11 protein-coding genes are annotated in these 25,052 nt (G+C 46.3%); 10 read left to right on the top strand and 1 reads right to left on the bottom strand.

Annotated features, from left to right (window positions below; translation table 11 throughout):
- The first annotated feature begins 26 nt into the window (after positions 1–26).
- From ACRRU2_RS04795 to ACRRU2_RS04770, 6 genes are all read left to right on the top strand, one after another.
- Positions 27–1,544, top strand: a complete 1,518-nt coding sequence (locus ACRRU2_RS04795; protein WP_432500159.1) for an extracellular solute-binding protein — start codon at positions 27–29, stop codon at positions 1,542–1,544.
- A gap of 19 nt (positions 1,545–1,563) precedes the next feature.
- Positions 1,564–3,681, top strand: coding sequence for an MGH1-like glycoside hydrolase domain-containing protein (locus tag ACRRU2_RS04790; RefSeq protein WP_432500158.1), 2,118 nt, complete (start codon positions 1,564–1,566; stop codon positions 3,679–3,681).
- A 4-nt stretch (positions 3,682–3,685) separates the two neighbouring features.
- On the top strand, positions 3,686–5,005 hold the full coding sequence (locus tag ACRRU2_RS04785) for an FAD-dependent oxidoreductase (protein WP_432500157.1): 1,320 nt from the start codon (positions 3,686–3,688) through the stop codon (positions 5,003–5,005).
- Between the two features lie 122 nt (positions 5,006–5,127).
- Positions 5,128–9,636 (top strand): S-layer homology domain-containing protein, encoded by a 4,509-nt coding sequence (locus ACRRU2_RS04780; RefSeq protein ID WP_432500156.1) that lies wholly within the window; start codon positions 5,128–5,130, stop codon positions 9,634–9,636.
- Positions 9,637–10,033: 397 nt separating this feature from the next.
- A complete protein-coding gene (locus ACRRU2_RS04775; protein ID WP_432500155.1) occupies positions 10,034–14,797 on the top strand; it encodes a discoidin domain-containing protein in 4,764 nt (1,587 codons plus the stop codon).
- 325 nt (positions 14,798–15,122) lie between these two features.
- The gene (locus ACRRU2_RS04770) at positions 15,123–16,424 is read left to right on the top strand and encodes an acetamidase/formamidase family protein (RefSeq protein WP_432500154.1); all 1,302 of its coding nucleotides are present in this window, start codon (positions 15,123–15,125) and stop codon (positions 16,422–16,424) included.
- An 814-nt stretch (positions 16,425–17,238) separates the two neighbouring features.
- Here ACRRU2_RS04770 and ACRRU2_RS04765 read toward each other — a convergent pair.
- Positions 17,239–19,593 (bottom strand): glycoside hydrolase family 16 protein, encoded by a 2,355-nt coding sequence (locus ACRRU2_RS04765; protein WP_432500153.1) that lies wholly within the window; start codon positions 19,591–19,593, stop codon positions 17,239–17,241.
- 240 nt (positions 19,594–19,833) lie between these two features.
- Here ACRRU2_RS04765 and ACRRU2_RS04760 point away from each other — a divergent pair, with 240 nt between their 5' ends.
- The 4 genes from ACRRU2_RS04760 (at position 19,834) to ACRRU2_RS04745 (ending at position 25,035) form a co-directional block, all read left to right on the top strand.
- Positions 19,834–20,754 carry an ABC transporter permease gene (locus tag ACRRU2_RS04760; RefSeq protein ID WP_331702550.1) on the top strand — a complete coding sequence of 307 codons (921 nt, stop codon included), beginning with the start codon at positions 19,834–19,836 and terminating at the stop codon, positions 20,752–20,754.
- Between the two features lie 30 nt (positions 20,755–20,784).
- A complete protein-coding gene (locus ACRRU2_RS04755; RefSeq protein ID WP_432500151.1) occupies positions 20,785–21,639 on the top strand; it encodes a carbohydrate ABC transporter permease in 855 nt (284 codons plus the stop codon).
- Between the two features lie 28 nt (positions 21,640–21,667).
- Complete coding sequence (locus tag ACRRU2_RS04750; protein WP_432500150.1) at positions 21,668–23,296, top strand: extracellular solute-binding protein; 1,629 nt, start codon at positions 21,668–21,670, stop codon at positions 23,294–23,296.
- Between the two features lie 173 nt (positions 23,297–23,469).
- Entirely contained in the window at positions 23,470–25,035 is a 1,566-nt protein-coding gene (locus ACRRU2_RS04745) for an extracellular solute-binding protein (protein ID WP_432500149.1), read from the top strand.
- Positions 25,036–25,052 lie beyond the last annotated feature (17 nt).

Raw genomic sequence — 25,052 nt, 5'->3', positions numbered from 1 at the left:
TTTACTTATTCAAGGGGGATTAAGACATGGCAATTTTACCGCGCAAGTTGGCTCTTATCGGGCTTTCTGTTCTTTTGGCAGCAACATTGGCAGCATGTGGGCAAGGAGGAAAAGGCGGCAATAACGGGAAGTTCACCTTTACTATGATGAATCAGTACACTTCTCCTGAGCCTCCAAGCAAAGATAATCCGATTATTAAAAGGATTGAGGAGTATACCAATACCAAAATAAATGCTACCTGGATTCCGGCGTCTGCTTACAATGACAAAGTAAATGTATCCATTGCATCCAATGATTTGCCGCAAGTTTTAATGATTCAGGATACAAAATCTTCTTCTATTATTAACGCTCAGCGGTCCGGAATGTTCTGGGAGATTGGCCCGTATTTGAAGGATTATCCGAATCTGAGCAAATATAATGGCAACGAAACGGTGCTTAATAATATTTCTGTAGACGGCAAGGTGTACGGTCTGTATCGTGCTAGGGCATTAGCGCGCCAAGGGATTGTTATTCGTCAAGATTGGCTGGACAATTTGGGACTAGAGCAGCCTAAAACGATTAATGATCTATACGAGGTGATTAAGGCATTTACTTTAGAGGATCCGGCGAAGTCAGGCAGCCAGAACACCTTTGGCCTGGTGGAGGCGGAAGATTCCAGCAATGGCGCAGCAGCGGTCGGGCTGACTGGGTTTCAGACAATCGCTGCATTCTTTGGAGCGCCAAACCAATGGGAGATACGTGATGGCAAGGCTGTGCCGCAATTTATGACGGATGAAAATATGGAAGCCATGAAATTTTATAAACGTTTATATGATGAAAAATTGATTAATCAGGATTTCGCCGCTACGAAAACAAGCAAGCAGCAAGAGCAGTTTTTTCAAGGCAAGGCCGGTGTTATCTTCACTACACTTGATTTTCTTATTACTGGCGGTAACGAATTGAAGAAGGTGGACCCCGAAGCCAAATTAGACATTATCAGCCGGATCGAAGGGCCTAAAGGGGAAAGAGTCTTTGCTACAACAGGATATAATGGAATGTTTGTTTTTCCTAAAGCAACTGTCAAAACAGAAGCTGACCTAAAAAAACTGCTGGAGTTTTTTGACAAGATTGTTGACGAAGAAATGATGTATACCTGGACATGGGGAATCGAAGGACGCCACCATGAGAAGAATTCGGGAGAGCCGGCGATTACAGATCAGACAGCTTACTCCAATGAAGTGTCGCCATTGAAACAACTGCCTACTTATGATGGTGCGTTAATGATTTGGAAGGGCAAGGGAGAGGCTGATAACAAGTTTCGTCAGATGATGCAGGATAATGAGTCTATTATTGTGTCCAATCCGGTAGAGCCTTTAATCTCTCAGACAGCTGTTGAGAAAGGGACGGAGCTGAATAAAATTATTACTGATGCCCGTATCAAGTTTATTATGGGAACGTTAGATGAAGACGGATTTTATAAAGAAGTAGAGAAGTGGAGAGCGCAAGGCGGCGATCAAATCATTGCGGATTATACGGAGCTCTATGCGCAACAATCTCAGAAATAAGGTAAGGGAGTTTAGCATCATGGCTAAGGATTATTTCAAACCATTTGCATTCGATATACGAAAAAGCTTAGCCCCGGCTGATCATATATGGGTAAGCAGCGGATTCAGTACGACAGCCCCCAAGAGAAGGACAGTAATGGGGGTGCTGGGATGTTACGCGCCGCCTTTCTCGGCCCGGGACTTACAGCTTCAGGTAGCATTGACAGCGGATGGACATCTGATTGAGGATAGCGGGAACTTGGGCAAAGGTGATTGCGGGTTGTTGTATGCAAAAGAAATTTGGCAGCCAGATAGAATTTTGCGCAGTGGTACTTATCATCATTTTGTTAATGGAAAACTGCTTTCTTTGAAAGTTGACAGTGAGCTGATACCGCTTTTCGGCAAACATGGCTTTATGCTGAAAGTGACGGTGTTTAATCGCAGTGGAAGAGCGATGCCCCTAACAATTACGCCACAAACAGTGCCGGGTCAGCTTGCCTTTGTTTCTTATGACGAATGGGACTATGGGTGGCCCGTTGCAGCAGTTGAAGAGGACAGCTGTCTTAGTCAGAATCGCGATCAGGATCAGATTTGGGAGAACAGCCAGGTAAGGGCAACCCTTGTCTGTGAAGGGCAGCTCGAAATGAATTTGGCGGCGGATGCGTCTTGTACCGTGCGTATTTGTGTGGCGATGACAAGTGCTGGCACTGCTTTTGAAGAGCCAGGGACATTGGAACAGCTTGAGAATAAGACTCGGATCGTATGGCAGCAACGAATTGCTGAAGCCGAGCGAAGGCTGCCAACCCTTCAGTCCGATATTCCAGGGCTCGAGGATTATTATCTGCGTTCCGTGATGAGCGGTTTGATCTGTCTTTGGGATAATGCTGAATTTGCTATGCAGCCATTTCCTGTTGTTTCAGGCATTGAGGGAGCGGGGATCTGTTGTTATCCGTGGGACGTGGGCGGATACGCAGCCAAAACTATGGGACTCTTGCTGGGGCAAGAGAAAAGTTTGGAGCTTGCCCGATTAATGGCTAGAAGCGGGATTGATCGTCATTCGCGCTTTGCTCCGAGTGGAAAAGGAGCTAATGTTCCTTACTCCTACAGTCTTTGGTCATATATTCATTTTGCATGGAGCACCTTGCTTCTTTATGGCGAGGGAGGCAAGGAACTGTTTCCCACTATGCGTCAGCTTATGCTGCAAGATGACCAGAGACTTCCGCAGCAAAATGAGCTGCTGGATTACGGTCTGCAGCATAATCTGCTGGAAATGCGAGGGGCAGGCTATGAACATATTGTGGCCAGTCCTAATGCAGAACGAGCATGGAGTTATGACAGACTTGCTCAATTGGCAGAGTGGCTCGAGGAAGACCAGGAGCTTGCAGGGCAGTGGAGAACAAAGGCTCAAGCGATTCGTCAATCTATCCGTCTTCATCTGTGGGATGAAGAGAAGGGATGGTTCAAAGCGCTGTATCCTGACGGGCATGAGGAATTTATTTATTCGATTCAGTATTTCGATGCCTTGCGGTTTGGAGCATGCACGAAGCCTATGCTGGAACGAATGCTGGAGCATGTCAAACCGGGAGCATTCCTTGGCGATTATGGCGTAAGCAGTGTGTCCGCCCAGGATGAGCTTCACTATGAGCAGAACGATCCGGACTGGTCGGGCAGCGGTTCTTATACAGGGGACGGGCCTATGCTGGCACTGACGTTATGGGAACAAGGCAAGGATAAGGAAGCATGGGATGTGCTGCGAAGGCATTTCTGGATGGGATGTCATTTGCCTTACTACCCGCAAGAGCATTATTGCGATCGTCCGGCCATCCCTGCGCACAAACGGGCAAATGTAGTTGCCGGTTTGTCCGGGGCCGAAGCAATATTGTTTGGCATGGCAGGGATCGAGCCTCAGCTAAATGGCGATTTATGGATACATCCCAAACCACCAAAAGAAGGTTATGTTTATTTGACAGATTTTTCTTTTCGCAATCACAGTTTTGATATAAAGATGCGTTCGGAATACTGTCAGATTTTTCGAGATGGCGATGTCATATACGAAGGGGTACCGCAACGGATTTTAGCGGGCAGCTTCGCTTCTGTGGCAGAAAACCTATTTTCAAATCATGACGCGGCACAATCGAGCGCGGAAGAAGAGGGATGAGCCAATGGATACTGCAATGAACCAGTTCGATATTATCGTAGCCGGAGCAGGCGTTGGAGGAATCAGTGCTGCCCTTGCAGCAGCGAGGCTGAAGCAAAAAGTGCTGCTGATCGAACAAGCTGACGAAGTCGGAGGCACAGGTGTCTTCTCCAGTGTATCACTTATTTGTCAGTTTCGTGACAGCAATGGCCGACCGATTAACAGTGGCATTCACAGGGAGTTGTTTCCCACGGCTTATACGCATTACAGCGAGCAATTAGTGCCGACCTACGATGAAAAACAGTTGAAGGAAAGCTACATCAATTTACTTGGGGCAGAGCCTTGCTTAACAGTATGGACAGGTTCCAGGATCACACAGGTTGAAATGCATCAGAATCGTATCGTTCAGCTTCATACCAGCGGCAAATATACAGGTATTGTGTCCGCCAAAGCCTATCTGGATGCAACGGCTGATGGGAATCTGTCAGCACTAGCCGGATTATCCTATCATTTGGGCAGAGAAAGCGACGGCAAGCTTCAATCGGCTACAGCAACCTTCAAAGTAAGCGGAATCGACAGGATGCGTCTTCAGCAGCCCGACATTCGACAATGGTCAGCTATTCATTCATTAAGAAAAGAGCTGCTGCCGTATTATGAATCATTGAAGAAGGAGGGTGCAACAAGCAACCCCCGAACCGGAGTTACTTGTTTCCCTTATCCGGACGGCGAGGCACTCTTGTTTAACTCTACTTCGGTTTTAGATGTTGATCCTACACGGCCAGAGACGGTGGAGCGCGGCATGGAGGAAGGCAAGAAGCAAGCAAAGGAGCTATTCGAAGCGATCTGTCATCATCCGGCTTTCCGCAATGCACGATTAGACTATGTTGCCCCCAAACTGGGGGTTCGTGAAGGAAGGCGTATTATAGGAGAATATGAACTTACAGCGGATGACTGCCTAGGCGCTCGAACATTTGAAGATATGGTTGCCGCTTGTGCCTACTCTCTGGATATTCATGATCCTGAAGGCGGCAAGACCAGACTGGAACCTATTCCGAGCCCGGGTTATTATCATATTCCGTATCGTTCCTTGATTCCCAAGGGAGCAACCAACTTGCTGCTTAGCTCGAGATGCATTAGCGGCTCTCACGAGGCGCATAGCTCATACCGGATCATGGCATCAGTCAGCGCAATAGGAGAAGCTGCCGGAACCGCAGCGGCCCTCTTTGTTTTTCAAGGGCTGGAGGATGTCAGACAGGTCAATTCCGCGCATATAAGGTTTATTCTGCAGCTGCGGGGACAATTTGTGGAAGGAAAAGTGGAGCGATTGTCCTTGCCAACTGCATAGAAGGATCGGTAAAAACAGTTTTGGCAGTCATGTTGCATCAAGTGAGGGGAGAGCAGGTATGCTGCATCTCTCCTCCATGCAATTTTTGATTAAAGAGAAACAAATGAGAGGAGACGCAAGCAATGACAAAGCAATCGATATCACGCAATAGGGCAGAATCCAAGGTGATCAAGCTTGTCAGATGGTCGGGGATTGTACTAATGACGTTGTTGCTGAGCCTTCAAGGCTTGGCAAGTGAAGTTTACGGACAAGAATTGGAAGCGCTGTCAAGTGGGGCGGGCAGTATGAATCCGTCCAATATAAGTAGTGAGATATTACCGGTTACCATTACTCCATGGGAACAATTCAAACAAACCTTCGGTTCTCGCAAACATATGGTGGCATTGCAAACAGAACAAATGGAAATGGACGGATTAGAAGGGAAATGGTCGAGGTTTGCCAAAATTCAGCTGCCTGCAGACCAAAAGCAGATTGAACTAAAGGAATGGGCAGGCGCTGAGGATTTGTCAGCTGATGTGTACACGGCCTATGATGATAACTACTTTTATTGGGCTGCGAAAGTCACGGACAATAATCATACCCCTGTATCAGGAAGCACGATGTGGAGGGGGGACAGTATTCAATTTGCCTTCAGTCCGGATGGTACCTATGGTCCGGAGTATGGCATAAATTATATGGATGGCCAAGCGCATTTGTGGCAGTTCAGCGAGGGGAAAGCTGAAGCGGGAGCGGGTCAGATTACGGCTGCAGCTGTTCAGGAAGGAGATATTACTTTTTATGAAGTAAGGATGCCTTGGAATACGATCTATACAGAGAAACCTGAGAAGATCCTTCCTTTCAGCTTGCTTATTAATGATAATGACGGAGCAGGACGTCGCGGCTGGATAGAATGGACGCCGGGAATAGGAAAAGCCAAGAGTCCAAGCTCACATGGCAAAGTACATCTGATTTCCAATGATATGCCTTGGAGCTTCTGGGTTGAGGGATCAGAGGAACTTGGGGCAGGAGAGACAGGCGAGTATGCGGTGTATGCTGTGAACTGGGGCGATGAAGAAATTGCTCTGAATCTCTCTTCCAGATCGATGGGCATCGGGCAAGAAATTAATATTCTGGCTCAATCGGCAGCTGAGGTGAAAGTGGATTTTGCACCGTCACAAGCAACGGCATATGAGCTTGACTTTACTTTGGCAGAGGTAGATGGCATCCGAACGCTTACGGAGACTATAGATGTAAACGTTGTCATGACTCCGGAAGCATTACAGCATAAGTTGGAGGCTATCGCGGAAAAGCTTCCGCTGCTTGAGCAGAAGTTGGGGGTTGTCGAGGCCCAAGGCTTGTCCACTGACTATGAGCGAATCAATTATACGGTAATCAAAGAGTTTATAAAGTATGGTCAAGATGATATTGTCAATAACAGGCTTAGTCGTGCTTATTACGTCATTGAGGAACTCGAACGATTATACAATGAAGCGCAGTCCAAACTTCAGCAATATTTGGATAACAGCGCACAGCCTCAGGAAGTGCAGCGTTATGTGACGGGAAAGACTGACATTTCAGGCTATTCCTTTATGGGCGACACAGTCGTGCGAAGCAGCGGTGCAACAGAGGAACGCCCGATTTTCTTTACAGGCTACGGCCATTTTGGCAAGGTGAGAGAGGATATTCCAATCTTTCAGGATTTGGGAAATAACATTATTCAGATTGAGATAGGGCCAAGAGATGTTATTTTGGATAAAAAGGATTTTGTAAATCAATATACGGTAGGCCGTTCCGGCAATGTCCATGCAAGTGCTGCAGCAGTAAAGGGAGTCAGCCATTCAGGGGATTCTTCCTTGCAAATCAAGAATGATTCCCCGTTGCAGCCTAATGTTTATATAAATGTCAGCCAGACGATTCCAGTAGAACCTGACACAACCTACGAGTTTCGTGTGTGGGTAAAAGGTGAGAATGCCAAAAACACTTGGTTTCCCGGCGGAGCCGCGATGAAACAACGCAAATCTTTTCCAAGCGGAACCTATGATTGGCGGGAAGTTGTCTATGAATATACGACAGGAGCTAATGAAACCAGTTACAAACTAATGATCGTATCTGAGAATACGGGAACCATTTGGATTGACGATATTCAAGTTTTAAAGGTGGGAAGTAACGACAATCTCATAAAAAATGCCGGTTTTGAAGAGTTGGGAGGATATTCAGAAGATAAGGAATACATTGTTTCTACTCGCAAGATAGAATCAGATATTCAACAAGTGCTGCAGCGGGCAGAAGAGCATGATATAGCTGTTAATTTGCTCATTTCCCCACATTACTTTCCAGCCTGGGCATTGGACAAGTGGCCTGAGTTAAACGTATTGAACAACGGTTTTATTAAGTTTTCCATATTTCATCCAAAAGCTAAGGATATCATAGAGGATTATTTGCGCGCGTTAATTCCGGCAGTTGCAACCTATGAATCGCTGCACAGCATTACGCTGAGTAATGAATCGGTCTATCAGGCGAATAAAGATCTGTATGCATTGCCATTTTGGCAGGAATATTTGAAAGATATTTATCAGGATAATTTAAATGAATTGAATCAGATCTATCAGAGCAACTACAGCTCCTTTGAAGAAGTGCCGATGCCGGCCAATGTGACGGCGAACCCATGGTCTTATGACTATGTAATGTTCAACCATGATTATTTTGCGCGTTGGCATGAGTGGATGATTGAAGTCATTCATGAGCTGGCTTCTGATTTGCCGCTGCACGCCAAAATTATGGGTGATCCACAGGGAAGTCTGTCATGGGGCGTCGATATTGAACGGTTCTCGGAGTTTAGTCAAATCAACGGAAATGACAATTGGAATTATATCAATGAAGGGCCGAAAGGTTTTATCGAGGAATTAAGCTTTTATGATATGCAAACTTCATTCAAAGAAGCACCGGTATTTAATTCCGAACATCATATTATAGCTGATGGAGACAAGGTATATACCCCGGAGCAAGCCAAACATTTCCGTACGGTTCTTTGGCAAAGCGCCATCCATGGTCGAAGTGCTTCTACGATCTGGATATGGGAACGAACATACGACGAGTCTTCCAGTAGGGAAGGAAGCGTCCTGCATCGCCCGGATGTTGTAGCTGAAGCAGGGCGCACGAATCTGGATTTAAATCGTCTCGCTTGGGAAATTACAGCTTTCCAGAATGAAAAACCGGAAGTGGCGCTTTTGTATAATGTGCCCGCCGGCATTTTCTCTGGAGATTTCTCCAACAATATGCTGCGTGCCTATGAGGCGTTGTCTTATAGCGGCTACAAGACCGGGTTTATATCGGAAAAACAAATTGCAGCCGGTCAGCTTAATAACTATAAAATGCTGGTGGTCCCTTATGTGACGAGAACAGAAGCGAATACATTAAGTGAGATAAAAAGTTTTATCGAGCAAGGAGGACGAGTCCTGCTAATTGGTACACATGCTTTGAAGCTTACACCGCATGGAGCGGAACAAGCGGCGGCGGATCGCCAGTATATTTTGGAGCATGCTGATTTTATATCTGCTGCGAATTGGACAGCTTTGCAAATGCGGGATTTTATGGAACCTATCCTGGGAAGTATTAATCCGCAGCATATAAAATTAATTGATTCTTCAAACGGCAAAATGCCTTACCATGTGGAGTGGCGCAGCACAATATTTGAGGGCAAGACATTGTTAAATGTTGTGAATTATGGCTCGGAAGCGGTGTCAGTGCAAGTACGTTCAGAAAATCAAATCATCTCACCTGTATTAAATCTGATTACCGATGAGGCGGTGCATGGAAGTACAATAACACTGGAGCCGCTAACCCCATATTTGTTCGTTCTGGATGAATCTGAAAATCCTGGAACTGAAAATCCTGGAACCGAAAATCCGGGAACTGAAAATCCGAATACAGGTGAGCCTTCTGAATCAAACCCAAGTGAAACTGCTGAAGAAGAAGAAACAGAAGCAGAACCGCAAACGGAGACGGAGGAAACAACGCAAAATGAAGTACATCATCCATATGATCGCATTTCTGGTGTGCAATTGAATGCAGACAAGAACTATCGTTATATAAACGGTTATGGAGACGGCAGTTTCCGACCCAATCGACCTATTAAGCGTTCAGAGTTTTCCCAACTATTATTTCGTCTTGTCTTAAATGAAGATAAAAATGAAGTCTTTAAGCCGTTGTTTTCCGATGTTAAATCAGATGATTGGTATGCTCAAAGTGTAGGTTACTTTGGTGAAAAAGGGATATTATCAGGCTATGCGGATAACAGTTTCCGCCCCAACAAGTCTTTGACCCGCGCAGAAGCTTCAGCCATTCTCGCACGTTTTGTCGAACAGTCCGAGTCTCAGCCCTTAGAAGGCTTTGCAGATACCGCAGGACATTGGGCTGAGAGTTCCATTACGCTGCTGGCTAATCAAGGGTATCTGCGCGGCTACCCGGATTATACCTTCCGTCCCGATGCTCCTATTTCACGTGCGGAGACGGTAGTTATCTTAAGCCGCTTGCTGGGACGTTATGGGCAGGCAATTGATCCTTACGAGGGAACCAGGACATTTACCGATCTGAAGGATTCTTATTGGGCTTATAACGAGATTCAAGCAGCAGCAGCACCAAACGGAAGTTAGACAAGCACCAATATGATTGATAGTGTACGACACTAAAAACAAGAACGCTGGAAGTCCAGCGTTCTTGTTTTTTTAAATATAGGAAAGTATAAGTTTTCACCATATACATGTTCCAATATTTCATCGGTAAACGCGCCTGTCAAAGGACGGCGGAGCCGTTTATCCTTGATACTACATATGAAACTGGCTGTATGACCGTAATACTCAACAACTGTATACGAATGTAAAAACAAGTATATCGAAGAGAAGTGTAAGCGTTTTTATACTGGTTGTAGGAAGAAGTATGTTGTCTTACAGGAGGAGGCTTGTTGTCTTACAAAAGGTGAAGGGTTAATGTGTTGGCGGGATTAGGAAAGTTTGAAATGAAAAGGAAAGATGAATAAAGGAGGAAAATGAAGTGAGATGTTCGCGAATTTTTTTAATCATGTTTATTGTAATCGCTTTCTGTATGCCATCCATTGCTCCGGTGCAAGCGGAAGCGGCGGATGTGAATTTGGCGCTTAATAAGCCAGCGGTAGCATCCAGCACAGAACATGACAATGGTGTGCCATGGCCGCATTTGCTGCCAGAGAAGGCGGTAGACGGCAGCGCATCAAGCAGATGGTCTGCTGACCGAACAGATGATGAATGGTTCTATGTTGATTTGGGGGAAAGCATGACGGTATCGCGAGTTGTCATCAACTGGCTTACAGATGCCATGGCAGAAAAATTTAAAATTCAAGTGTCAAATGATAAAGAAACCTGGACGAATGTATATGCTGACGACAGGGAATTAAAAGCTAGCGCCTCGGGAAAGGATACGCTGGAGTTTGAACCGGTTCAGGCACAGTACGTGAAATTTCAAGGCATTAAGCGTACAAGTCAATTCGGTTATTCTTTTTTTGAGTTTGAGGTTTATGAGAAGCATGTAAAAAAGCCGGCAAATGTGAATTTGGCGCTTAATAAGCCAGCGGTAGCATCCAGCACAGAGCATGACAATGGCGTGCCATGGCCGCATTTGCTGCCTGGAAAGGCAGTAGACGGCAATGCCTCAAGCAGGTGGTCAGCTGACCGAAATGACAATGAATGGTTCTATGTGGATTTGGGAGAAAGCATGACGGTATCGCGAGTGGTGATTAACTGGCATGTACCTGCTGTAGCGGAGAAATACAAGCTGCAAGTGTCAAATGATGCGCAAACGTGGACGAATGTATTTGCAGGTGAAACGGAACTGACAGCCAGTTCTTCAGGAAAGGATATTATAGAGTTTGAGCCAGTTCAGGCGCGGTATGTGAAATTTCAAGGTGTGAAGCGCGCCAGTCAATACGGCTATTCCATCTATGAATTTGAAGTCTATGAGAAACATAATCTGTTGCCTGCATTGTTAAAAAAGATTCAAGATGAAGCAGTTGTCACTTCAGATCAAACTGTATTTCAATTTCCTGAGCTGGATGAAGGATATACAGCTAGCTTGATCAGCACTGATAATTTACAAGTAATTGATGCGGATGGCAATATTCATAAGCCGCTTGTATCCCAGCTCGTACAGCTGTATTTCAAGCTTGAAAGTACAAATGATGCTTCTTATTTTGCCATGGCTAATGCAGCAGTTTTGGTGCCAGGGCAATATGAGCAGCAGCCTGACTCAAATCCGGAGCCGAGAGTGATTCCGTCGCTTCGTGAATGGCTTGGCGGTCAAGGCAAGCTGACGCTTACTGCACAGTCAAAAATAGTCATTGATCTTGCTTCTGAAGGGCAATTAAGAGATATGGCGGAGATTTGGGCGCAGGAGCTCGCAGAGACGACGAAGCTCAACCTGGCAGTTGAAGCAGGACTGCCGCAGTCGGGGGACATATATTTAACTTTCGATAACAATCAGGAAGTGCTTGGCAAGGAAGGGTACTTGCTAGAAATAAAAGAATACGCGACAATTCGCTCGGCGCATTACGAAGGATTATTTTATGGAACGAGAACGGTGCTGCAGCTGCTTGCTGGCAGTGAATCCGGTCACGATATGCCGCAAGGATTGACTAGAGACTATCCTAAATTTGCAGACAGAGGGTTTATGCTGGATGTAGCCCGCAAGTTTTATACGATTGAATTTTTGCAGGATTACGTCAAGCTAATGTCCTATTATAAAATGAACCGTTTCCAAATCCATTTGAATGACGATGTCGGAGGGACGGGGAAATTTCGTCTGGAAAGCGAGATCTTCGATGGCCTTGCAAGCGATGATGGTTACTATACGAAGGATGAGTTTAGAAATTTACAGAAGCTAGGCATGGATTATGCTGTTAACGTAGTGCCGGAAATTGATACACCGGGTCATTCAGGCGTGTTTATCGCTTACGACGATAAGCTAGGCACGGGCAGCCAATTGGATATTGAGAGCACGTATGCGCAAGAATTTATTAAGAAGCTGTTCTCTGAGTATATGGATGATCCTAATCCAACCTTTATCGGTCCTGAAGTTCATGTCGGCACCGACGAATATGCAGGCACCAATAAGGAAGCTTTCCGCAGCTATATGAATCTGCTTATTGAGCATGTGTCTGACAGTGGCAAAAAGCCTCGCGTGTGGGGCAATCTGACCAAATTCAATGGCGATACGAAGGTAAACACGAGTGCCATTATGGATATTTGGTATGAGGTGGACGGCAGTGCCAAGGATGCAGTTGAACAGGGCTTTGATATTATCAATGTGAATACGAATTTGCTTTATATTGTTCCGCAGTTGTACAGCAACTATTTGAATTATGAATACCTCTATAACAAATGGGAAGCGAATGACTGGGTAGAAAACAAGCTTCCTGACGGACACCCGCAAGTGAAGGGCGGCATGTTCGCGCTTTGGAATGATGTATCGGTCGAGAAGGGCGTATCTATGGCAGATACCCATCAAAGAGTGCTTCCATCCATGCAGATTGTTTCAGAAAAGCTATGGGCGGGTACGCGCGCAGACGGAGATTTAGCCGCATTCCAGGCAGATGCAGCGAAGCATTTAGATCCGCCGGGTACACATCTTTCTCATCGCATGCCTCAGTTAAACGAACGAAATGAACTGTTTGTATACGACTTTGAGGAAGATTATACGGATCAATCCGGAAACGGCTTTGACGGCACAGCTGCCAATGTTGATATCGTTGAAGGGATGCAAGGCAAGGCAGCAGCTTTGAAGGGCGGCAGCAGCTATATTGAAACGGGATTAAGATCAGTTGGCTTCGGCTGGACAATGTCTATGTGGATGAAGCCGGACAAGGACAATGCAGCGAATGCTGTATTGCTAGAGTCGCAAGACGGGCAGCTTGTTTACAATATTGACGGCACAGGAAAAATTGGCTTTAAAAAAGAAGGCTATAGAAGCACATTCAATTATAAAATCGAGCCTGGGCAGTGGACGCATATTATTATGACAGGCGACGATACTGGAACATCCATTTTTATTAATGGTTCTGAATTTGCGGTTACGCTGAAGGACGGCAGTAAGCTGGATACTTTGGTGCTGCCTGTTGCTTCAATCGGCAGTTCGGAAAATGCGTTCAAAGGCCTTGTTGACGAAATTGTTGTCATGAATAAATTTATTGATTTTCATGGCAATCTGGCTCTTCATAAATCGGCATCATCATCTGAGATTGAGTCAAGTGCTTATTCAGCAGATAAAGCCGTAGACGGCAAAGGAAATACCCGCTGGTCGAGTGCTTGGAGGGATGAAGCATGGTTTATGGTCGATTTGGGTGAGGTAATTGAAGTGGATACCGTGTCGATTATTTGGCAATCAGCCTTTGCATCCGAATACAAGATTTTGGTATCGACAGACGGTAATAATTGGACAAATGTTGTCCCTTCCAATAATGGCATAGAGCGCGGCAAGCGAGGACGTGTAGTAACAAGCTTCAAAAGCACGCCGGCCCGTTATGTAAAATTCGAAGGGATTAGAAGAGATACGATATTCGGGTACTCCTTCGAAGAATTTGAAGTATTTAGTGAAAATAATAAGCTGGGCAATAAAAAGCCGATTCTTAATCTGATCAATCAGATCGCAGACAGTCAGCTGAACGAAGCGAATTTCTCGGAAGAAGGCTGGAAGGCGCTGCAAGCCGCTATCGTAAAAGCGCAGGCTGCTGTATTGTCTATAACGTTGACCAAGCCGGTGGCAGATGAGCTTCTGGGTGAGCTGCAAGCAGCAAGAGATTATTTGACACTTGAAGAAATTAGAGAATTAATTACGCTTAACATAAAAGAAGCCATTACGAAAAATGTAGCCTTGCCTCAAAAGGGAGCTCAAGGCACTCGCATTGTATGGAGCAGCTCTCATCCTGATTATTTGAATGCAAACGGTCAGCTGTTAAAGCGCCCGAGCAAAAGCCAAGGTGATCTTCAGGTCAAACTGACGGCAACGATCGTGAAGGGCAATGCAGAAATTAAGAAAGATTTCCTTATTACAATAAAAGCGCTGGACGGTACGCCATGGTATCCGAATCCGAGTACTGGCGGAAATAATGGCGGAGGAAGCGGATCTGATAACGGAAACGGCAGTAGCGGAGAAGGAAATGGTTCGGGAAATAATGGAGGCGGTTCTGAGCCAGGAGAAGGCAGTGGAAATAATAATGGCGGAAACAGTGGAGGCGGCAGCAGCCAAGGCAGCTTTACGGATACCGTTAACCATTGGGCTGCGCCGTCCATCGAGAAAGCTGTAAAAGCTGGATTTATTAAGGGATATGGAAATGGACAGTTCAAGCCGGATAAAACCGTTAGCCGCAGCGAATTTGCTGCAATGCTTGCAAGAGCCCTGAAGCTGGAAGACAGCAGTGTGCTTAGCTTTAAAGACGAAGCAGACATTCCGAATTGGGCGAAGGCAGATATCGCCAAAATGCTTGCTGCAGGTATCGTGAGCGGATATGACGATCAAACCTTCCGTCCGGCAGCGCAAATTACACGCACAGAGCTGTCTGTTATGGCTGTTCGTGCTCTGGGGCTTCCGCTAAAAGATGGCAGCAGCCTGACTTTTGCAGATGCAGAACAAATTCCTCATTGGGCGAAGGCGTATGTGCAAGCTGCTTTCGAAGCGGAAATTATGAACGGACGAAGCAATAACAGCTTTGCCCCGACTGCAACAGCTACACGTGCTGAGGCGGCAGTTATCGTACTGAGAATTATGGAAACAATGGATACAAATAAGTAACATGATAATTCGTATTCAATAGTTTAATGAGACAGGGGTTGTCCTTCGGCTGCGTAGCTGAAGGGCAGCTCCTGTTTATAGCAAGAACCGACCATGAATCGATGCAGCCGAAGCTTGCTTATTGCCAAATTTATCCCACTGGTTAATGGTATTTATTAAAAGCAAGGCTTGCATGCTCGCTGTATTTCACTCTATTGAATGTAATGTACGCGCGGAAAAAACTAGATAATTACTGCTGTAGACCGTCTGTACCGTTTGCTCTTTCTCCCTCACAATTTTATAATTAAAGGAGTAATACAAGAGTAAACCACAGGAGGGATAAGTAATGAAAAAAGCTGTTGAAACATTATTCGTCAATACGTTTATTGATGGTATTTTGGATCCAGAGAAAGACATGCTTGGCCCTGTAAAAGATGGTGGACATATTATTGCTAACACTGCTCCCGGTTGCTGGGGGCCCATGATTACACCTTGTATAAAAGGCGGTCATGAAGTAACAAAGCCGATCTATGTCGAAGGGGCAGAGATTGGAGATGCTATTGTAATCAAAATAAAATCGATTGAAGTAACGTCTCTGGCTACAGCATCAGGCAATGATGAGCCTGTAGAAGGCCGTTTTCTCGGCGATCCTTTCGTCGCTGTAAAATGTCCCGGCTGCGGCACCCTGCATCCTGAGACCGTCATCAAAGGCATTGGGCAGGAAGCAATACGCTGCGCAGTATGCGATGCTGATATTACGCCATTTATATTTACGAACGGATATACAATTGCTTTTCATGAGTCCGGCAATGTAGGAGTAACGCTGCCTAAGCAAGCAGCAGAGAAAATTGCAGAAAACGGCCGTCATTATATGAGCACGCCAGATGCATCCGTGCAAAATCCGATTGTTACGTTTGCTCCGCATGATCTTACCGGTGTTGTAGCTCGAATGCGTCCATTTTTAGGTCAGCTTGGCACAACCCCGTCGAAGGCGCTGCCTGATTCGCATAACGCAGGCGATTTCGGTTCATTCCTAGTGGGAGCACCTCACGATTATGCGGTTACACAGGAGGAGCTGGACGAGCATCGGACAGACGGGCATATGGATATTAGCCGTGTACGAGCCGGTGCAACCTTAATTTGTCCGGTCAAAGTTGCCGGCGGCGGCGTATATCTCGGCGATATGCATGCGATGCAAGGAGATGGAGAAATCGCCGGGCATACCGCGGATGTAGCCGGTATTGTTCATTTGCAGGTAAGTGTGCTGAAAGGCGCCAACCTCGAAGGTCCGATTTTGCTGCCTAATGTTGAGGATTTGCCTTACACAGCAAAGCCTCTCACAGATGCAGAACGGCGCTCGGCAGAAGCGCTTGCCGCAAGGTGGGGAGTAGCTGAAATCGAGCAATCGCTGCCGATTTCCGTTGTAGGAACTGGCGTTACGCTTAATGCGGCGACGGACAATGGTATGGCTAGAGCAGCCAAGCTGTTTGGCGTAACTGTTCCGGAGATTATGAACCGGGCAACGATTACCGGGTCGATCGAAATTGGCCGCCATCCGGGCGTCGTTACCGTTACATTCCTGGCTCCTCTTCGCTATTTGGAGAGTTCGAAGCTGGATCATATTGTGAAGCAGCAATATGAGGGATAGCGTACGGCTATTTGAGGAATAAACCAAAACCCAAGAACACCGAGCTTTCGGCGTTCTTGGGTCTTTTTTTCCTCCAGCACGAAAGGGCTCGTGCTTAGAAAGGAGGAAGCGGTGTACGCGCCCGTTTGTACGAACTCCCGTACAAATACGTTTAACTGAAATAGTGTGCAGATCCTTTTGTACGAACTCCTGTACAAAGTACGTTTAACTGAAATAGTGTGCGGGTCCTTTTGTACGAACTCCCGTACAAAATACGTTTAACTGAAATAGTGTGCGGGTCCTTTTGTACGAATTTCCGTACAAAAACGGTCAACTGGAGTAGTGTGTGCGTGCAATCAGCGTCCGAATGTCATCCAAACGCGCGAATGTATATGATTTTTCATATACAATTGAGCGATCCGCGTCCAAACGCGCGAATGTATATGATTTTTCATATACAATTGAGCGATCCGCGTCCAAACGCGCGAATGTATATGATTTTTCATATACAATTAAGTGCTCCGCGCCCAAACGCGCGAATGTATATGATTTTTCATATACAATCGGGCGATCCGCGTCCAAACGCGCGAATGTATATGATTTTTCATATACAATTGAGCGTTCAGCGCCCAAACGCGCGAATGTATATGATTTTTCATATACAATCGGGTGATCCGCATCCAAACGCGCGAATGTATATGATTTTTCATATACAATCGCCCGTCGGCCCTACATGCGTCTACCCAGCATGCCCGCCCGTCGGCCCTACATGCATCTACACTACATGCCCATCTGCCCTGCATGCGTCTGCACCACGCGCCATCAGTTGCAGGTTTTACTGCTTCACCAGCTCGACGTTATCAAAATAGAAGCTGCCTGTCTGCCCTTTGTACGCATGAAGCACAACTCGTACCTGGCTTCCTGACGCTGTAAAGGTTAGCTGCTTGTTTTGCACGCTGCCGCTCGAGCTGCCGACCTCATACACGCTCGTGCCATCGTAAACGCGCAAGTAGCCAAAGGTTTGCCCGTCTGAGCTGTTCATATCCGCTCGCAGCGTATATGTTTCCGATGGCGTAACGGATACAAGCTGCTCAGCCTCTGCACTAAATGTTGTCGCTGGCTGCAGCTTCATTTGTCCTGCGGAAAGTTCCGCTATTGCAGGTGCAGTAGATATATCGGTCCAGTGCTGTGTTCCCGAAAAGTCGCCATTTTGAATCAGATTGACAGCTGGCGGCCCGCTCGGAGTTGGTGTTAGCGTAACGGTCGGCGTAGGCGTAATGGTTGGTGTTGGTGTAACTATCGGTGTTGGCGTAATGGTTGGTGTCGGTGTTGGGGTCACAGGTCCGCCGGAAGAAGCCTTCGGATATTCGGAATATTGGGCAAAGTCATAGCTGCCGGGGAAGACGCTTTCCATCACTTCTTCATCGCCTGCCTGATGGAAAGGTGTGATCCGAACCCAATCGATCTCCAGCTCGGACGTATCAAAGTTTGCTTTGCCAGCCCAGCCGCGCGGGAACCATGCCCCAATCCAGAAACGGCTGGCACGGGTCGGAATATGAGTATAGGTTGTGTTGACCAGCTGGTCATCAACATAAAACTCAACCCGTGGTGTTTGCCCGGTATCGCCGGTATGCCAATCAAAGCGATAGGTATGGAACTGCCCGTCATTTTGAGCGGCGCTTAGTGTGGTATAGTTTGTCGTATATTCATCATCATTTTCTCCGATCCAAGTGTTAAGAAGCGCTTTGCTGAAGGAGAAATCTTGGTGCGCAGGACCAGGCCGCCCCGGAAATTCGATATCAATCTCATGATTGATCGCATAATAGCCGTCTCCATCTTCACCACAGCCTACTTCTTTGCAAATAAAGCCAGGATCATCTGGATACAGCTCTTCATAGTGGAATGTCCACAGTGCTGAGGCGACACCCGGATCCGGAGCTACTTTCATCCTTACCTCATAGCTGCCTGAAGCGTAATAGTTGGTCGTTGCGACTGCGGCGCCGACTCGTTTGCCATCTGTACGCTGTGAGCCATTTTTGTTAATCCCCATTACAGGGCCATTATAATAATTGCCATGCGCTTCAAGAACGAGATTGCCGTCCCGCAGCTTAACGTTTTGCGGCACGACTCCGCCATTGAAGCTCGTTTCCCGGCTGAGCTGCCCGCCCCAATTTTTCTTGGCGATCATCCAATTTCCCGGATCAAGCGAGCTGCTTGTAAAGTCATCGTAAAAGACATCCTCCGGTATAGTCGGGTCCAGATAGGACCAGCCGTCATTCGGATAGGTTTCGGGGAACCAATTATCGCCTTCCTGCTCGAAAGGAGTAATTTTCACCCAATCCACTTCAAGGGTTTCGATATCAAAATCAGGCGTTCCCGCCCAGCTGTTAGGAAACCATGCGCCAATCCACAATCTGCTTGCATGGGTAGGGACATGGTCAGTTGTTGTATGGATCAGCACATCATCGATGTAAAATTCAACCCGTTTTTGTTCGTTATCATCCCCCGTATGCCAATCAAAGCGATAAGTATGAAATTGCCCGTCATCAACTGCCTGCCCGAGGCTCGCATACTCAGTCGTGTACTCGTCATCATTTTCGCCTATCCAGGTATTGAACAAGCCTCTGTCAAAGGAAAAGTTCGTATGAGCCGGACCCGGACGTCCCGGAAATTCCATATCGATTTCATGATTGACCGCATAATAATCCTCGCCGCCTACAGGCTTGTTCTTGTACATAGGATCGCCAGGCTCATATTCCTCATAGTGGAATGTCCAAATGGCCGAAGCTACGCCAAGCTGAGGGGCAACCTTCATACGCACCTCGTATTTGCCAGATGCATAATAGTCCAAAGTAGCGATCGCACCGCCTACCCGTTTGCCGTCCGGGCGCAGGGAAAAATCACGGTTAATTCCTTTCACATCCCCGGTGTATTGATAACCGTAAGCTTCGATTACGAGCTTGCCATCTTGGACGGAGACATTTTGCGGCAGCACGCCGCCGTTGGCATTATTTCCGCCCCACTGCTTGAACGCAGTGAGCCATTTTGTCGTGTCCAATTTATTTCCTTGGAAATCATCGAAGAAAATACTTGTTTCAATTGCATCTGCTTTTAAAGCTCCTGGAGTTAGAAAAAGGGGACAAATCAGTACAACACAAAGCAACCGGTAAATCTGCTTTTTCAATGACATGATGATCCTCCTCTTATGGTTTATGGCCTTCTGACCACATTATTTGATTCCATATCCCGCCAAGTCAATAAAATTGTTGGAAATATAGAGGATTGCTACATACTCACAGAATTGACAACAGTAAATCAACAGATTTGCAACAGTTTGAGGGGAACGCTTCTTTAGCTTGCGGGACCGGCGGTATATGCTTCAAACAATACAGTATCTGCTGCAAGCAACAGGGAAAGGAGAGGAGAAGTAATGAGAGGCAAGCCATTTAGTACGCAGCTGCTTAGAGATTCCAAACGTCATTATCAGCTGTACATGCTGGCAGTTCCAATGATTTTGTTTTACCTCATTTTTGTATACACGCCGATGTACGGCATTATTATCGCCTTCAAAGATTTTTCAATCGTGAAAGGAATCGCGGCAAGTCCTTGGGTGGGCTTTGAAAATTTTCGCAATGTGTTTGAAAACATTTTTTTTAAGCGTGCTTTTTTCAATACGTTATTTATTAGCTTTGGGAAGGTGCTGTTGGGCTTTCCTGTTCCGATTATTTTGGCGTTATTGCTTAATGAGGTCCGGATTCGCTGGTTCAAGGGATTGTTTCAAAATGTGATGATTATTCCTTACTTTTTATCCTGGGTCGTTTTTGCAGGTATTTTGGAAAATCTGTTCAATGCATCAGGTCTGATCAACGGGATTTTGGCGGTTAGGGACAGTGAGCCTATCGCTTTTCTGGCGGACACGAATTGGTTTCTCGGCATCGTTTTTGTCTCCGATATTATAAAAGGCGCAGGCTGGGAGACGATTATTTATTTGGCGGCGCTCAGTTCCATTGATCCGCAATTGTATGAAGCGGCTGAGGTGGACGGGGCGAACCGCTGGAAGCAAACCAAGCATATTACGCTGCCGGGCATTGCCAGCACAATCGTTATTTTATTAATTTTAAGAGTTGGCTATTTGATGTACGCAGGCTTTGAGCAAATTTTTGCGCTGTATTCGCCTATTGTTTATGAACGAGCAGATATACTCGATACATTCGTTTATCGCCTTGGCATTGAACAGGGCAATTACAGCTTTGCCGCAGCGGCCGGGTTATTCCAGGGACTAATTGGGTTGGTACTGTTATTCAGCGTTAACTGGATTACGAAACGAATGGGCTCCAGCGGTTTGTTCTAATAATGGCTAAGGAAGGAGGCGGAGCGCTATATGCTCGCGAAAAAAAGAACACCGCTGTCTCAAGTATTCATTGTGGCGGGGCTGACGGCATTCATGCTTTTGTTGATATTTCCGTTCTATTATGTGCTTATGATTTCCGTTATGCCTAATCAGAATTATGTAACGCAAGCGTATCACCTGCTGCCCAAAGGATTTACCCTGGAGTATTACGAGCTTATTTTTACGGATAAAAGAATGATAAATGCGGTGATTGTTTCGATCATCGTAACGGTAGCCGGTACCTTCCTCAATGTAATCGTAAGCGCGGCAGGCGGTTATGTGCTAACGAAAAGCAGTCTGCTATGGCATAAAGGGCTTAACCTGATGGTGATTATCCCTTTAATGTTCGGCGGCGGGTTAATACCGCTTTATCTTGTCATTAAAGGGTTGAATCTGACAGGCAGCCTTTGGGGGCTCATTTTGCCGTTTGTATGCAATTCCTTTTATATCATTTTAATGAAAAACTTTTTTGCCAGCCTGCCGGTTGAGCTGGAGGAAGCGGCCAAAATAGACGGCGCCAAGGAAGTGAAAGTATTCACCAAAATCGTGATGCCTTTATCAAAACCGATTCTTGCGGTTATGACCTTGTTTTATGGCGTATTCCGCTGGAATGAATTTTTTTGGTCCGGCATTATCGTCGGTCCGGATAAATATCCGATGATGGTGCTGCTCAAGCAGCTTATTCGCCGGGTGGATTCACAGATGCAGATTCAGCTGCCTGGACTTGTGCCGATGTCGCTAACCTCGGCCATAATCGTTGTGATGGTTATTCCAATTGTGCTGGTTTCACCACTAATTCAGAAGCATTTTGTTAAAGGGATGATTCTGGGGGCAGTTAAATCATAAAAAGGGATGAATATGAGGAGGAATGAATATGTTCAGAAGGTGGTTGCATTTTTCAGTTGTTATCATTTTAGTTATTGTGCTAGCTGCGTGCAGCAGCGGAAAGGGAGGCACAGAAAATCCTTCTAGCTCGCCTAGCTCAAATGGGGAAAAATCAAGCGCGCCTCCTGCCAGCGCCTCGCCTTCACCGGAAGTAAAAGCTGATCCAAGGCCTATATCCATTTTCAGTTATGACAGATCCGATTACAGCGGCGACCGGGTATTAAAAGAAATTGAAGAAAGAACGAACACCAAAATTACGATTCAACCAGGAATACCGTGGGATGAAGAGCAGCTGAATATGATGGTTATGTCCGACAGCATAGCGGATATCGTAACCATTATTGACAATGACAGCTTTGACCGGACAGGTCAGTGGATTAAAGAAGGCCTGCTAACACCAATCACACAGGAAATGCTGGATAAGTTTCCGAACCTGAAGCAGCTTGTGACTCAGGGCGAATTCAGCGATTTGAAGGTAAATGGCGATTACTATTTGATTCCGATGCGCGATGAGCCGCCGCTAGGCTCTGCGGGACAATTCGTATTTCAAATCAGGCAGGACTGGCTGGATAAGCTGCAGCTGCCGATGCCGACAACGACGGATGAATTCTTCGATACACTGATGCAATTTAGAGATAAAGACCCGGATGACAACAATAAGGCAGATACTTATGGGCTAATTACAAATGGTCTCGACAAGCTCGTTTCCTATAGCGTTGGCTTCTGGGGATTGCCTCATGATGAAAGAAGCACAGGCTTTTTGAAGGTTGGCGACAACTATGAATATTGGGCGATTCAGCCTGAGGTGAAGGAAGCGCTGCGCTGGGTGAAAAAGCTGTACGATAACAAGCTGATTCATCCTGATACGTTGACGCAGACGAATATTGTACAGACAAGACCTGTATTTGCGGAAGGACGCATCGGTGTCACAGTAGAAAATATGAACTTCGACCAATTAATTAACCGCAACAATGCGCTGAAGACGAATGTGCCGAACGGAAATATTGTACAGATGGCGGCATTGAAGGGGCATGACGGACCTTACGGCTATTCGCAAGGAAATGGCCACTATGCATACACGGCGATATCTAGTAAAGCGAAAGATCCGATGGCTGCGGCTGAGCTGCTTGACTTTTTAATTTCTGAGGAAGGAACGAAGCTGAGCACGGTAGGCATAGAAGGCGTTCATTATACAATGAAGGACGGCAAGCTGGAGTGGAATTTGGAGGAGAAGAAAAAGGATGCCGGGTTTAATGAGAATACTTCTGGTCAATTCCACGAGCTGAACTGGGGTATCGTACGCTGGTCGCCGATGGTTAGCGAGTTTTATATAAAAGCGTCAGAGGTTACAGTGCCTCAATATGGCGAGATCGTAAACAAAAGCTTGGAGCAGGTCAATAAATATTTAATAGAGCCGGCCTCTTATAATGCGATTAATACGGAGTGGTCGCAATTTATGGGAACAGGCAAAACGCTGCAAAATGAATTTTTTATTCAAGCTGTGCAAGGCAAGGTAGATATTGACGCAGGCTTTGAAAAGTTCGTTGCAACATGGAAAAGCGCCGGTGGCGAGCAGGCTATGAAAGCGATGAGCGAAACGATTAAAGCTAGCAAATAATGCCACTGAATCGATTAGATTAGAGCGTCAGAATTGATTATGAAATTGACTTAATTGCAAAATTGAATTTAATAGGGAAAAAATGTCTATCTGATGGTACTATAAAGAGAAGAAGGTTGGAGGCTGCCCGCTTGTAGATGGCGGGCAGCTATTGTCGCTGAGGAGGGCATATCATGGTTGTAAAGCCGCTAAGCAGATCTATAGGATACCTGATATTGCTCGCCGTGATATTGATAACAGCATGCTCGCAAGCCAGGTCTCTTCCGAACGGTAGCGAGCATAGAGAAAAAATAAGTATATACAGCTTTGACCGTCAGGATTATCAGACAAACGATGACCGGGTGCTCACATATATCGAGGAAGCTAACGATATGGATATCGAAATCAACACTGGGGTATGGGATGATTCCCAAATGGATGTGCTTATTGCGGCAGGAGATTATCCGGATATACTCACTATCGTTGATAGCGAGAATTATGGTCGGTTCAATAAATGGATTCGTGACGGCAAGCTTATTCCGTTTACACCTGAGCTGATTGATGGGCTTCCTGATTTGCAAAAAGCGCTCTCGATCGACAGGCTGGCAAACCTGAAGGTGAATGAAAGCTTCTATGGTTTGCCGATTCAAGATGAGCTGCCGTATGACAGTCCTGGCCAGCATGTGCTCATGATTCGCGAGGATTGGCTGAAAGCGCTTCAGCTGAAGCAGCCCGAAAGCTTGGAGGAGCTTGAGCAGGTGATGGCCGCTTTCAAGCAGCAGGATCCGGACGGCAATCAGATGGATGACACCTACGGATTGATTTCCGATGGTCTTGCATCTATCGTCAAGCAGCTAATGGGAGCGTGGGGAATTCCGGTTGATGCCCGCAGTACAGGCTTTCTACAGGTTGGCGAACAGTATGAATACTGGGTGATCCAGCCTGAGGTGAAAGAAGCGCTATATTATGTAAAGGGCTTATACGATAAAAAGCTGATTCATCCCGATACGCTGTCTGCAAGCTCTAATGTGCAAATCCGGCCAAGGTTTATAGAAGGGCGCACTGGAATCATTATTGATAATATGAATTTTGAAGAGCTGGTAAAAAAAGAAGAGCAGCTGCAGCGCAATATGCCGCGGGCCCAGCTTACGATATTGCCCGCACCTGCCGGACCGGCGGGTGAGCGCGGCTACAGCGTCGGATCGGGATATTGGGGCTATACGGTCATTACAGACCGGGCCGCCAATCCGCGTGCGGCGGCTGAGCTGCTCGATTATTTGCTGTCAGAGGAAGGAGAACGATTAACGCTTTACGGCGTTCCTGATGTTCATTATAAAGAGCAGGATGGTAAGTTTATGCTTAATATGGAAGAGAGGAGCAAGGATATTGGCTTTCATTCTGCGACGACGGGAGCGCCTCATGAATTGAATTGGGGTATCGTAAGCTGGACCAGAATGACGGAAGAGCCGTATTTGCAGCTGCGCGATCTGACCATCCCTGGGTTCTCTTCAAAGGTTAAGGACAATCTGGCTATTGCCCGGGAGCACTTGATCTATCCGGCTGCCTTCCATATTGCAACTCCGGAATGGATATCGTTCAAGGCGAATTCCGATCAGCTGTATGACGAGTATTTCAGCAAAATGATTCGAGGGCAGCTGGACATAGAAAAAGGCTTCGCCGAATTTGTCGAGAAGTGGAAAAGCTCCGGTGGGGAAAGAGCGATGAAAGAGATGAGCGATGCGATCAAGGCGGCTCAATAAGGAATAAAAAAGGTGGG

Source organism: Paenibacillus sp. GXUN7292 (assembly GCF_050864975.1).
Lineage (GTDB): Bacteria > Bacillota > Bacilli > Paenibacillales > Paenibacillaceae > Pristimantibacillus.
This window is presented reverse-complemented; position numbering and strand designations above follow the sequence as displayed.

What these genes read in the sequence shown, in the direction of transcription:
- ACRRU2_RS04795 (WP_432500159.1), top strand. Translation starts at nt 27, where the DNA reads ATGGCAATTTTACCGCGCAAGTTGGCTCTTATCGGGCTTTCTGTTCTT.
- ACRRU2_RS04790 (WP_432500158.1), top strand. Translation starts at nt 1,564, where the DNA reads ATGGCTAAGGATTATTTCAAACCATTTGCATTCGATATACGAAAAAGC.
- ACRRU2_RS04785 (WP_432500157.1), top strand. Translation starts at nt 3,686, where the DNA reads ATGGATACTGCAATGAACCAGTTCGATATTATCGTAGCCGGAGCAGGC.
- ACRRU2_RS04780 (WP_432500156.1), top strand. Translation starts at nt 5,128, where the DNA reads ATGACAAAGCAATCGATATCACGCAATAGGGCAGAATCCAAGGTGATC.
- ACRRU2_RS04770 (WP_432500154.1), top strand. Translation starts at nt 15,123, where the DNA reads ATGAAAAAAGCTGTTGAAACATTATTCGTCAATACGTTTATTGATGGT.
- ACRRU2_RS04765 (WP_432500153.1), bottom strand. Translation starts at nt 19,593, where the DNA reads ATGTCATTGAAAAAGCAGATTTACCGGTTGCTTTGTGTTGTACTGATT.
- ACRRU2_RS04760 (WP_331702550.1), top strand. Translation starts at nt 19,834, where the DNA reads ATGAGAGGCAAGCCATTTAGTACGCAGCTGCTTAGAGATTCCAAACGT.
- ACRRU2_RS04755 (WP_432500151.1), top strand. Translation starts at nt 20,785, where the DNA reads ATGCTCGCGAAAAAAAGAACACCGCTGTCTCAAGTATTCATTGTGGCG.
- ACRRU2_RS04750 (WP_432500150.1), top strand. Translation starts at nt 21,668, where the DNA reads ATGTTCAGAAGGTGGTTGCATTTTTCAGTTGTTATCATTTTAGTTATT.
- ACRRU2_RS04745 (WP_432500149.1), top strand. Translation starts at nt 23,470, where the DNA reads ATGGTTGTAAAGCCGCTAAGCAGATCTATAGGATACCTGATATTGCTC.